This is a genomic window from Desulfurococcus sp., from assembly GCF_049970475.1.
Taxonomy (GTDB): Archaea; Thermoproteota; Thermoprotei_A; order Sulfolobales; family Desulfurococcaceae; genus Desulfurococcus; species Desulfurococcus amylolyticus.
The window spans coordinates 1-12554 of the sequence record NZ_JBMFMW010000026.1 but is presented as its reverse complement, the minus strand read 5'-3'; the positions used below and the strand labels follow the sequence as shown (position 1 = coordinate 12554).

Sequence of the window (12554 nt, the reverse complement as noted above, 5' to 3'; positions counted from 1 at the left end):
GAACAATGAAGCCCGAGGAAGGGGGAGAGCAAGAAATAAGGGGATGAAGCAATTAAAAATATCTACAAGCGATTACAAATATCCACTAGACCCGAACCCAACATGCAACATAATGCCCTTTCTCAACTTCTCTCAAAGGAGGGGTTTCTCTTCTACATATATCCTTTGCATAGGGGCATCTCGGGTGGAACCTGCATCCAGTGGGTGGATTTATTGGTGATGGGGGTTCACCCTCTAGTTTAATCCTTTTCCTAGTTCTAGCTATCTTTGGATCAGGTATTGGGACAGCTGAGAGCAACATCTGTGAGTATGGGTGCAACGGGTTATTGAATACTTGATCCGACCCACCTATCTCAACTAGCTTGCCAAGGTACATTACCCCGATCCTGTTGCTCATATACTTTACTACTGAGATATCATGGGATATGAAGAGATATGTAAGCCCGAATTTTCTCTGGAGATCCCTTAGTAATTCAAGCACCTGTGCCTGAACGGATACATCTAGAGCGGAGGTAGGTTCATCGAGAACGATGAATTTAGGCTTCAAGAGTATGGCTCTTAGAATAGCCACTCTCTGTTTCTGACCACCGCTTAGCTCATGTGGGTACCTATATAAGAGTTCAGGGTTCAACCCCACTAGCTTCATCTGGTCGGCTAGGAAGTCCTCTATATCCCCCTGTATTTCAACATTATGCTCCCTTATGGGTTCTTCAAGTATCTCTGCAATAGTCATCCTTGGATTCAGAGAGGTATGCGGGTCCTGGAAGACCATCTGGGCGTTTCTCCTGAACTCCTTGAGCTCACCGCCCTTCAGCCTTGTTATGTCTTTACCCTCAAACATTATTTTTCCATCAGTTGGCTCATGCAGTAGTAGAAGGAGTTTTCCCAGCGTAGTCTTCCCACAACCGCTTTCACCTACAAGTCCCAGCGTCTCACCCTTATAGATGGAGAATGATACATCATCTACAGCCTTAACTAGTTTCGTTGAGAATAACCCTCTAACCTTGAAGTATTTCTTCAGGTTTACCACATCTATTAATACCTCACTCATCCCTGTATCACCCCTTTACAGCATGTAGCCAACAGTAAACCTGGTGTGCTTTACCCACTTCAACCATGGGGGGTTCTTCTAGGCACTTCTCCGATGCAAATGGACATCTATCCCTGAACCTGCATCCAGGTAGCGGGTTAATGAGGCTTGGAACAGTTCCAGGTATCGATTCCAGTTTCTCAATCTTCTTGGTTGGATCGGGCACCGTTCTCAATAATAGCCTGGTGTATGGGTGCTGGGGGTTTTCAAATAACTCCTCGACCGGTGCCTCCTCAACTATTTTGCCAGCATACATCACGTACACCCTGTGTGCTACCTCTGCTACAACACCCAGGTTGTGTGTAATGAGGATAACGCTCATCCCGTGCTTTGCCTGGAGATCCTTTATCAGCTCTAGGATCTGAGCCTGTATGGTGACGTCTAGGTTAGTTGTGGGCTCATCAGCTATCAGGAGCACTGGGTTATTGCTTAATCCTATGGCTATCACTGATCTCTGCCTCATACCTCCGGATAATTCATGGGGGTAGTTCTTTACTCTTGACTCAGGGCTCGGGATAAGTGTTTCCTTGAGGAGGTTTACGGCGTGCTGGATGGCGTTCTTCTTATCTATCTTCCTATGGTCAATCATTGTTTCATAGAAGTGGTGTCCAATAGTGTAGAGAGGGTCGAGGGCTGATGTAGGATCTTGGAACACGTATGCTATCTCATTCCCTCTTATATCCCTTATCTCTTCATCACTTAGACTTAACAAGTCGACTACCTCGCCATTCCTTCTCCTGAAATAGGCTTTACCGCCCTCTATTCTCCCGGGTGGATCTATCAGCCTTGTAATAGCCTTCGTAGTCACGGATTTCCCACACCCTGTTTCACCAACTAATGCAACTATCTCACCCTTATAGACGTCGAATGAGACGTTTGATACGGCGTGTACTACTCCAGCGTAGGTGTAGAATTTGACATCGAGGTTTCTAACACTTAGAACCGGGTCTCCCCCAATACTCATTTCTTCTCACCTCCCTCAGTAAACTCTATTGCCCTTCTGGTTCTCGGGTCAAGTATATCCCTTAATGCATCCCCGAGTAGGTTCCAGCCGAGGGCTATTATCAAGAGGACTATGCCTACAAAGGTAACGATATGGTAGCTCCTATGCGGGAACCAGTTGCCGGCCTTGGATATTATGAAGCCGAGCTCGGGGACAGGCTCCTGCGGACCGAGACCCAGGAATGAAAGTGTGGCAGCGAATAACGCTGCTGTAGCTATATCAAACGTCATCATGACTATAATTGGGGAAATAATGTTTGGCAATATATGCTTGAAGAGTATCCTCCTCGTGGATAAGCCAAGTACTTTGGCAGCCTCCACAAACGTTTGCTCCTTGGCACTTAACACGCTTCCCCTAACTATCCTGGCGTAACCGGGCCACCATACTAGTATCATGGCTATCCATACAGCTAGGAGTGAAGCTATCTGGGGATACTCATTCACTCTTAAACCTAGAAGTGCTGCAAGGAAGTCTCTTAGCATGGTGTTCGACTCCAAGAGTAGTCTGAGCCTTTCTGGCAGCACTGCAGCAAATGCTATTGCGAGAACTAGCGCTGGGAAAGCCATGAATATGTCTGTAAGCCTCATTATTATTTCATCGATTACACCACCCTTGTAACCTGCTACCAGTCCCAGTATTATACCTAATGGTGCCCCGAATAATACTACTAGGATTGAGATAATGAAGGAGATCCTGACACCCACGAGTGTTATAGAGAGTAGATCCCTCCCCCATTCATCGGTTCCAAGTAATGGACCCCCAGTACACCATGGTGGGATACATGGGGGTAGTAGTTTTAGATCGGGGTTATTTATCACCGGGTAAACCCAGTAGGGTTCCCATGCAATAATAGGGCCTACTATGGCTAGTACTACCTCGATGAACACTAGTATTCCACCAAGCACCCCGATCTTGCTCTTACTGAAAGCGTAAGACATGAGCTTCCATTCACGTATCCTGGAGCTATTCTTCTCCTTCCAACCCTTATTGATCTTATCTCTCAGCGATGCATAGCTATCTATTATCTTAACGAGTAGTTTATATATTGCCTCCATTAACACCACCCCCTAATATCTTATCCTCGGGTCGAGGACCGCATAGATTATGTCAACTATTAGGTTCACCGTTACATATACTATGGCTACCAGGAAGGTACCACCAATTATTGCTGGGAAGTTAAGCCTTGTTATAGCATTATAGATGTATCTACCGAGACCCGGTATATTGAACACTGTCTCAGCAACTATCGCACCTGAGAGTAAGCCGCCGAAAAGCGTCCCCAGCACTGTTACAACTGGTATGGAGGCGTTCTTTAATGCATGCATCCATATCCTCCTCTTCCTAAGGCCTCTCGCCTTAGCGTATTGAATATACTCCTGGCTGAGACTATCGAGCAGGCTGTTTCTAACTATCCTCGCTATTAATCCACCATCCAGTAACCCCAGTGCTAATCCAGGTAGGTAAAGCCTCCTGAAGGTATCGGCTACGACACCCCATTCACCACACATCATTGCACCGAACATTGGGACGCTTCCAATAGCCGATACAATGTGCCCTATCACCGGTATTTTACTAGGTAGGCCTGAAATAGACGCTATACATGTCTGTGAGGGGAACGGCATTCCAGCTAGAACCGTGGTATGCATGTATGTGAACAAGAAGAGGATGAGGAAGTAGTATAAGACGAATGCTGGCAGAGAACTCCCAACCAGTGCGAAAATCCTAACAAAGAAGTCTACTATTGAATCCTTTTTTAGAGCCGCTATGAAGCCTAGTGGTATGCCTATAATAGCCGTGAAGATAAAACCCATTATAGCTACCTCAACCGTTATAGGGAATCTGTAGAATAACTCATCAAAGATGTTCCTGTGTTGTATAGGGTCTTCAAGGTTACCTGTTAGAAGACTGGTGACTAAGAACGCGAATTGCTCATACCATGGTGCATCAAACTTGTATTTCGTGCGTATTTCTTCAAGGGCCTCCCTGTTCATTAATTTCTCTCCGACCCAGGCCCTAACAGGATCCGCTGGTATGGCGTATGCTATAAGGTAGGTTATGAATAATACTCCTATTATCGTGGGTATGAAGGTAGCTATTCTTCTGGCTAGAAATCTTCCCAGACCCATTTATCTCCCTCTTATAGGGTAGAAACGAGGATGAGGCCTTAAAAAAATATCAGGTAACCTATGGTTTGAAGCCGTAGAGTTCATACCATACTGTCGCGTTCCAGTAGTATGGGTTAAGTTTTAATAGTATGTAGCTGTCTTCCTTGTAGTCGGCTACGTAGTATGGACCGGTGCTCACCGGTTTATCCTTTAATAGCTTGTAAGTAGGGTCGTCTTCACCTTCAAGAACGTACCTGGCCCACGCCGCTGGGTTCTTACCATTATTACTGTCGGCTAGTGCCTGCTGGTATTGGTTTCCTAGGGCGTACTCCATCGGTATAACACATCCCACAGCCGTCGTCAATACGTGGAGTATAGGCGGATACGGGAACTTCAGCTTTAACTTGACAACCCCAGCTGTCTGACCAGAGTAATTGAAGAAACCTAGTAGTTCATCAAGGCTTTTAACGGTCTTCGACTGCCCATGATATACGGTTGACAAGCCGTTGCTTACCACCTGCTTAAACTCGTCCTCGGTTAGCACCTGCGATGCATTCACATCTATGAAGTCCGAGATCATCCAGGATGGACCTCCAGGCAGGTTTGTCCTAGCCACTCTCCAAATACTGAATAGGACGTCGGTTGCATCTATTGGGTATGTCTTATTGTTCCATGGATCGTAAGCCTGTACACCGCCCCTTATAACAAGGTATAGATCAGTGGCGTCACTACTGAACGCCCATGCCACGGCTAGCTCTGGCTCGGGATCAGTGTTTTCATAGTAGTATGTTATTGGCCTACTGTATATCTGCCAGAATATCTCCCATCCAAACGACTCGTAGGACTTAGCTGGATCAAATGTATCCGGCCATCCAATAGTAGCAATAACCATAGTGTTAGGGTCGTTTCTTATCCCTGATACACCCGTGTCAACCACTGGTGCATTAGGGTCTTCCCACACCAAGTCGTATCTAGCGAACGCTGAAAGCGGGTAGTACATGTTGTAGACCCATGATCCATAATTACGTTCTCCAACCTGCTGCCCTAGCATTATCATCGGGGACTCATTATTGAACACTATTACGGCGGCATTGATTACGGCACTCCTAATATCTGGGTCAAGCACTGTTCTCGAGAGCTTCACTAACGCGCTTACAGGTATATCCTTCCAGCCAGGCGCACCTATAGTCACCATTGATACTGGTTTCTCCCAGTTCTTCATGGTTTCCTCCTCATCCAGCACATAGTTGACAACTAGTATCGGCTTGTTTGCTGGACCAGTATATGATGCCCCACTACCCTTCGGACCTACTACAACAATGTATTTCTCCGTGTCTATAACCCTTTCAACCCTGGAAACGTGGTTGGATACATCGTTTGGTGATGAAGCCTTATAGTAATTGATCTCGGTGAACTCGGCACCACCCCATACGAATGGCATCAGGTAGTTATCTGGGTCGAGGTAGTCTGGGATCCAGCCTAGTAATGCAACATCGAAGTTGAAGTTATCTACTTTATCGAGATACTGGGGCCAGTTATATGTGTTAACTATTACTCTAAAGCCTAATTGGCTCCACGCGTTCTGCAGCATTGCAGCTATCTGCTGCCTCGCTGTGTTACCCTGGTTGTACGCTATTTCTATCGTGTACTTGGAGGGATCGAAGCCCCTCTGCTTTAATTGATCTATTATCTCCCTGGCCTTGGTTAAATTATACTCGTACTTAACGATATTATGCTCGGTGTATCCCTGTAACCCCTTAGGCACTATTGTATATAACCTCGTGTAGAGCCCGCTGAACACTTGATCCAATATAGCCTGATACGGTGTAGCCCATGCAAGGGCCTGCCTCACCTCTGTTATATTAAACGGCTCCTTCATAGTGTTGAGGATTATATGCTGTATTGTCAACATGGGTCTGCTTGGATCGAAGGCTAGTACAAGCTTAAAGTTTCCTACCGGCGTATTATTTATATCCCTCCACCTACTAGGTGTTACAGCAGCTATATCAACCGTGCCTGATTGATATAATTGAATCCTGGTATTCTCATCATTAGATATCAAGTAAAGTACCTGGGTGTGGATAGGCTTAGTGGGCTTAGTGACCTGGGTTGGCTGCTGCATGCTGCTCCAATAATAAGCTCCTATGCCGATAGCTATTACGACTATTAGAATGAGGATTATTGCAACGGTCCTACTTAGAGCTTTACTCACATATACCACCTACAGGGTGTAGTAATAGGTATAAACAAAATATAAATTTTACCCACGTTATTAATACCATGCATTATTGGGGGAACGTGTTGAGTGAGGGAAATGAATGGGTGGAGAACTGTTTTAGTTTCCATAATATTATCCCTTATCATAGCATATATTATCGGCTCACTATACCCATTACCTATCGTTGGGCTAGGTCGGGGAAATCCTGTGTCAACCATCACTAAGACATCTACTAGAACCGTTACTGAGACAAGCACTGTGACCACCACTTTGACCAGCGAGATATATAGGACGACCACCGTAACCACCACCCTCTCAGAGACAATTATGTCGAGCACCATGGTTACATTTACCTCTACAACAACAATTATTGAAGCACGTGAGTTAACCAGCCTGGAGCTGATTATACCGTCGTTCAGACTTGTTGATGAGGGAGGCGAGTTAATGCTTGCTGGACGTTACGTAGTCCTGAGATATACTTCATGGAGGCCGGTGTTAATCATGATGGATGCAGTAAATAATACCAACTATTTCTACCTCACGCCTTTCCAGATAACAGTGCCTGCTGTGTATGCTAAGCTCCTGGAGTATGATGGATTATACTATATGGAAATATATGATGTAGCCGAGATTACCGATATGATTTCATCAAGGGGGCTGAGTAGGCCTATATTGTTATTCAAGGCTTTGAACGGCTGGGCCTGTAATATTGCCTCATCCACCTCCACGATCAATATCACTGACTGCAGGACTACACCTATTAAAGTGGAGGCAGGTACTGGGGCAACGATTATTGAGGCGGTGGTGAAATATGTGAATACATCATCAATACAGTACGTCTCTAGTCTCCTATACGGTGATAGCCAGCCACGAGACCTGGGGAATGCATCCTGGAGACTGCTTCAATGGCTTGAAGAAAACACTTCATACGACTACGTTAAGGCGGACAGTAACTATAGCTACATATATGATCCAATAACCTTCGCTAACATAAGGAAGGGAATATGTACGGATTACGCATTGTTCACCGCTACAGCTCTCATTAACCTGAGTAGTAGTGTGTACATACTCGTCTTCAACACCACTAAGGTGGGGCATGCAACAGCGGGCATCGTGATCGGTGGTGGATTCTTTATATTGGACCAGGGGCTACCGCCTATCGAGTTAGAGGACTATTTCAGCAGCCTGGAATCCATAATAGGCGGTGTATTAGTCGGCGACATATTCCTTCATGAAGTATGGATCGAAAACAACACTGTTAAACTATTGATGATCAGGACCTCCCTCGAAGACCTATTGAGGAAGTACCCTGATACAAATACGCTCGACGATGTCACGCCTGGTTTTATTAACGAGCTAATTAACGTGTTAAGGGAGAGATATAGGTATAATCCGGGAGCAAGACCCACTGGTTGCCTGGAATTCAATTGGGGTGGATTCAAGTATTACAGTGATATATTCGCCCACGAATACGCTGTCTACGTGGCTGACAGGTTAACGGGTACGCTGGGAGCTAATATAGTTATAACTGATGTAGATGTACCAAAATCGTACACTATACGTGTATGCTACCAGGGTTGAATACTGTGAACCATTCAAGCCAGTGTTTTATAGCTACCTAGTTTAGATAGTATTTTCCCAACTAGTTCACTGGGATTCCTAGCGAACACGTAGAGCCCCCTGGGCTCATACTCGAGCTCCCTACAGTTAAGAAATTCAGTATTATCCAGCCTCACTATTTTACCATACATGAACTGACTCGCCTTATCCATGCAGAGAACGTATTCATGCTGCCCGCTTGAAAGCAGAAAGAACATGTAGTGTCCTTGCTCCTCATATATAACCTTAGAAAAATACTTGGCTAGCTCATCCCTTGCGGCTCTCCACATTACCCCTAAACCTCGTTGACGAGGCTTCTAACCGGCTGGGGCAATGCGTCCTCGCTGATTACTATGGCCGTGATAGGCGGTACCTTGGTCTTAAACCCGGTGACTATGTATCTTGTCGGATTATTTACATCTATGCCCTCCTCTTGTTTCTTGCCAAATCTTATATTGAGTACCCTGACCTTCACATACCATCCATCACTCCTCTTAACATAGATGTATTTACCATGCTTCAAGCCCATTGCGAACACCTTCACCTTAGTCTACTCCAGCTCCATGTATAAATATATCCTAATAAAAAGTTTAGCGCGAACCCTATTAACACCCCTATGACCTGCCCAGCCCAGAATGGTGTGGCAAGGTAGGCTGGTAGTAATGTAGCACATGCTGCCTGGCTGGCCCAGCTTGCAGCACTGGCTAAATGGTACTTTACAAGCCTCTTCAACCTCTCACCGACCCCCTTGTTGAGTCCAGCCTCCTTAAAAGTCCACTCCTCGTGCAGAATGAAATTCCATATGATGCTTGACTCGAAGCCTATGCTTGACGCTAATGGATTAGCTATGAATTGATCCAGACCTATGAGTAGCCTACGTGAGAATATAGCTGTTGAAACATTGATGACTACTCCTGAGGCCCCCACCACTATGAATTTCGCTACCCGGTTGATCTCTGATAAGGGGAGGGCAAGCATCCTCGGTAACTTAAGGCTATAAAGCCTCAGCTTAGCATCTACACCAAGCTCAATGGCCTCAGCCCCATATTCATTCACACCACATATGGGGACCCCGGGATCCTTGCTCCCCACTGAGAACCCCAGGATAACCCTGTCCCCACAAATGTACACGGGGATCCCGAGTAGCTTGAATACCAATTTATCTAGGAGACCCACCCTTAGGTAAACTACAACGCCTACCCCCTTACCCCTGAGCAGCTCCACTAGATCCTCGAATCCCTTCAGCACATAGTATTTGAAGCCATTGCTGTCATAAAGCTCCTTGTACACATGCCTCAATAATGATGCACCATCTAATACGTAAAATACTTAACCCAGCTATTTTAATCCAGTAGACTAACGGCGATTAAAATGTCTGAGTGGGACAGCCTGGTTAACTCTATTTTAAACTGTAAGAGGTGTAGGCTGAGCCAGTATAGGAGGAACCCTGTACCAGGTGAAGGCAACGTAAATGCTGGCGTGATGTTTATAGGTGAAGCACCTGGGGAAAAGGAGGATGAAACCGGGAGGCCATTCGTTGGGGCGGCTGGCAAGCTTCTCACTGAGTTAATAGAGTCGACTGGGTTTAAACGAGGGGACGTCTATATAACTAACATTGTTAAATGCAGGCCCCCCGGTAACAGGGATCCAGAGGATGATGAAATAGAGTCCTGCCTCCCATACCTGTTGAAGCAGATTGAGCTGATAAAGCCGAGGCTAATAGTGGCCCTGGGGAGGCATGCAGCTAGAACGCTTTTCAGGCTTGGAGGCCTTAAATGGGTGAATATGAGCATGATGCATGGGAGACCATATAACGCTGTAATAAATGGGCTCCAGGTAGTAATCATACCAACGTTCCACCCTGCTGCAGCGCTCTATAATCCAGGCTTAAAGGATGAGCTTCGAAGAGACTTCGAAGAAGTGATAAAGAAGCACATGTCCCAGGCCATTAAGGCATCCACCGGCGTAAAGGCGAGAGGTAAGACTATACTGGATTTCCTTAATGATTCCTCCAGGCGGTAATCTCTAGTGAAGTGGCCCGGCTTCTTGTTTTACCCGTTGTAAGCATTACTAATACTCCTACCACGGCTAGAAGTGCCGAGGTATAGGCTATATACATTCTTATATTTAGCCATGTATGTATATTATTGCTTGTCTCATTCCACTCCTGTATTCTCGCCAGGTAGAGGTACGTGTAGAGCCTGGAGAACTCTCTGAGAATCAGGGTGGCCGAGTATGTATTTCCACCTAGAACCGTGGCATTCCCGTTGACGAGCTCCATAAGGGTTAGCGTGCTTAACGGTAGTGTATTAGTTACTACTGAGCTTTCCCTGAGGAGTGAGAGGAGCTCCTCGTATTCATCGAGGAGTATGTTATATATGGTTGAGTTAACGTATATTGGGAGTGCGTTTTCCAGGCCTGTGATCGAGTAGAACTGTGAGGCGAGGTCTTCGAGAGCTGATAGAAGATGTATAAGCCTCTCAAGCTTATTCGTGGACTCATCCATCACTAATACCATACTTGAATTCGTTAAGTCGTTAAGGTATGCATAATGGATTCTAAGGGCCTCCTCAAGACGGTCCAGTATTGGATCGAGGTTTCCAGGGTCGATTAGGTGGTTGACACCGCATTCATAAATGATTCCACTGGCTAGCTCAAGCCATTTCAGGGCCGTCAGGGATCTAGCGTAGAGGTAGCTGACATCGTAAATAATACTAGGTGGATGCAGTGTTTTATTAAGGACGTTATTGATCAACGTCATCCCCCGCTTAACCTCCAGCACCCTATCATATACCGAGGTGAGAGAATCTATGATGCATATATCTATAGCTCCCTTATTCAGGAGCCTACTTGTTACATTGTGCAGCAGGTTCTCCACATTAACCATGGTGGAATTAGCCTCGGTCATGAAATAGGAGATTTTCTCGGGGAGCTCGGCTGGGTTATTGATACTTGTATGGTTGAGGTAGGATGCGAGAATATTGTAGAAGCTTGTAAAGGCGTATGATGCGGCTAGGTAGTGTGAGCCGGCTTCATAAGCTTTCAAAGCTCTCTCATAGTAATATATAGCTGTCTCTCGATAGTGATCACTCCATGCTCCAGGTAGCAATGAATTAAACACCCTGTATTGGTTGATGAAATACGTATAGGACTCGTTGAACCCTGAGAGAATAGTGTTACCTGCGATAAGTTGTTGAGGGATTAATTCAACTCTACTAGTTATGTTAACCCCTGTGAACCCATAGTATGCATCCAGGAGTGTTATGGATGGATAATATAGTGGCGAGTCAACGGGCTCCATGATCGATGCCAGAACCTTTTTTAAACCGGCTTCAGAAGCCGCCTCGAATTTCGCTTTTACCCCGCCGACGCCACCTATTACCCCACCAGGGGTCACGATGCCCGTCGCTGAGTAGGATGGGTTAACCGGGTCCCCGCGCATTAATGCTACAAGTATCAGTGTGAATAATACTGTGGCGCTTGGCCCCTCTATTTTAACCGGTTCCTTTACAATGATATATGTATCGATGACGCTGGGATCCAGGTCTGCTAGTATAGAGGCATACCATAGTGCGAGCCTAATGGAATCTAGTGTATCTGAGGCCAGGCTCCCCTCCCCTAGGACTTTCAGGGAACCTGTCCCGGGGTAAACTATGCCTAGCTCTACACTTATTGTTACTCCTTTACCATTTTTATCAACAGCGAGTAGCTTGAAAGCTGAGACCCTGCTCCAGTACTCGACACCTACAACTGGTTGGACGATAATATACACCGTGATGAGTACTGTGAGAACACCTGCGGCAAGCCTGTTTCCATGGCTCAGCGTAACACTGATCAATCACAGCCCTCCGGCTCATAATTGCCGGGTTGTCATCACCATATTATGGTTTATTTCAACAGGGGTTGAAAAACCTGGATTGTTGCTTTATATTGGAGTAAACCTAATAAATATACCTGGGATGGTGCACTCCATGAGTATCGGGCAGGCAGATATCCCGGTAAGGCTTATCGCCGATGTATTCGAGCGTATAGAGGTAATAACCTCAAGGATCCAGATGACCGCGCTGCTGGTTACTCTATTCAAGCAGACCCCACCAGAGATCATTGATCGCGTTGTCTATCTAATACAGGGCAGGCTATGGCCTGACTGGAAAGAACTCCCGGAGCTCGGGGTAGGCGAGAAGCTACTGGTTAAAGCTATAGCTCTGGCTACGAACAGTAGTGAGGCACAGGTTGAAGACCTAGCCAAAAGCCTCGGCGACCTGGGTAAAGTAGCCGAGCAATTAAAATCAAGGATCAGCGGTAGACAGCAGGGTGTAACATTATTCAGCTTCACTCAGCAACAACCGGAATTAACGGTTAACAAAGTGTATGATACACTAGTAAGGGTGGCGATGGCTCAAGGCGAGGGAAGCAAGGATCTGAAAATAAGGCTTTTAGCCGGGCTCCTCAGAGAGGCCTCACCCAAGGAGGCCAAGTTCATCGTGAGGTTTGTCGAAGGGAGGCTAAGGGTTGGAATAGGCGAGGCAACAGTCATGG

11 protein-coding genes and 1 pseudogene are annotated in these 12554 nt (G+C 46.1%); 3 read left to right on the top strand and 9 right to left on the bottom strand.

The window, feature by feature from the left end; translation table 11 throughout:
* Positions 1 to 85: 85 nt before the first annotated feature.
* The 5 genes from ACP5N5_RS02870 to ACP5N5_RS02850 are packed head-to-tail and all read right to left on the bottom strand — an operon-like array spanning position 86 to position 6410.
* Positions 86 to 1051, bottom strand: a complete 966-nt coding sequence (locus ACP5N5_RS02870; RefSeq protein WP_428132664.1) for an ABC transporter ATP-binding protein — start codon at positions 1049 to 1051, stop codon at positions 86 to 88.
* Between the two features lie 7 nt (positions 1052 to 1058).
* Complete coding sequence (locus ACP5N5_RS02865; RefSeq protein WP_276814069.1) at positions 1059 to 2054, bottom strand: ABC transporter ATP-binding protein; 996 nt, start codon at positions 2052 to 2054, stop codon at positions 1059 to 1061.
* The gene (locus ACP5N5_RS02860) at positions 2051 to 3148 is read right to left on the bottom strand and encodes an ABC transporter permease (RefSeq protein ID WP_428132654.1); all 1098 of its coding nucleotides are present in this window, start codon (positions 3146 to 3148) and stop codon (positions 2051 to 2053) included. The genes ACP5N5_RS02865 and ACP5N5_RS02860 overlap by 4 nt, the downstream gene beginning before the upstream one ends.
* 12 nt (positions 3149 to 3160) lie before the next feature.
* Positions 3161 to 4219 (bottom strand): ABC transporter permease, encoded by a 1059-nt coding sequence (locus ACP5N5_RS02855; RefSeq protein ID WP_428132651.1) that lies wholly within the window; start codon positions 4217 to 4219, stop codon positions 3161 to 3163.
* A 58-nt stretch (positions 4220 to 4277) separates the two neighbouring features.
* A complete protein-coding gene (locus ACP5N5_RS02850; RefSeq protein ID WP_428132647.1) occupies positions 4278 to 6410 on the bottom strand; it encodes an ABC transporter substrate-binding protein in 2133 nt (710 codons plus the stop codon).
* A gap of 102 nt (positions 6411 to 6512) precedes the next feature.
* On the opposite strand from ACP5N5_RS02850, the gene ACP5N5_RS02845 reads away from it, so the two are divergent.
* Positions 6513 to 7997, top strand: a complete 1485-nt coding sequence (locus ACP5N5_RS02845) for a transglutaminase-like domain-containing protein (protein WP_428132639.1) — start codon at positions 6513 to 6515, stop codon at positions 7995 to 7997.
* Between the two features lie 14 nt (positions 7998 to 8011).
* Here the strand turns inward: ACP5N5_RS02845 and ACP5N5_RS02840 are convergent, their stop codons facing one another.
* Genes ACP5N5_RS02840 through ACP5N5_RS02830 form a run of 3 tightly spaced genes read right to left on the bottom strand, consistent with a single transcriptional unit; the run spans position 8012 to position 9305 of the window.
* Entirely contained in the window at positions 8012 to 8305 is a 294-nt protein-coding gene (locus ACP5N5_RS02840; protein ID WP_428132634.1) for a hypothetical protein, read from the bottom strand.
* Between the two features lie 5 nt (positions 8306 to 8310).
* Positions 8311 to 8544 carry a DUF5622 domain-containing protein gene (locus tag ACP5N5_RS02835; RefSeq protein ID WP_014767456.1) on the bottom strand — a complete coding sequence of 78 codons (234 nt, stop codon included), beginning with the start codon at positions 8542 to 8544 and terminating at the stop codon, positions 8311 to 8313.
* Positions 8545 to 8555: 11 nt separating this feature from the next.
* Positions 8556 to 9305 carry a GtrA family protein gene (locus ACP5N5_RS02830; protein WP_428132667.1) on the bottom strand — a complete coding sequence of 250 codons (750 nt, stop codon included), beginning with the start codon at positions 9303 to 9305 and terminating at the stop codon, positions 8556 to 8558.
* An 81-nt stretch (positions 9306 to 9386) separates the two neighbouring features.
* Between ACP5N5_RS02830 and udg the strand changes: the two genes are divergently transcribed.
* Positions 9387 to 10037: a type-4 uracil-DNA glycosylase gene (gene udg / locus ACP5N5_RS02825; protein ID WP_042667318.1), complete on the top strand. Its 651-nt coding sequence runs from the start codon at positions 9387 to 9389 to the stop codon at positions 10035 to 10037.
* Here the strand turns inward: udg and ACP5N5_RS02820 are convergent.
* Positions 10015 to 11853 carry a S16 family serine protease gene (locus tag ACP5N5_RS02820; RefSeq protein WP_428132627.1) on the bottom strand — a complete coding sequence of 613 codons (1839 nt, stop codon included), beginning with the start codon at positions 11851 to 11853 and terminating at the stop codon, positions 10015 to 10017. The genes udg and ACP5N5_RS02820 overlap by 23 nt on opposite strands.
* A 133-nt stretch (positions 11854 to 11986) precedes the next feature.
* Between ACP5N5_RS02820 and ACP5N5_RS02815 the strand changes: the two are divergent.
* Positions 11987 to 12554 (top strand): annotated as a pseudogene (locus tag ACP5N5_RS02815) (DNA ligase); the annotation flags it as partial.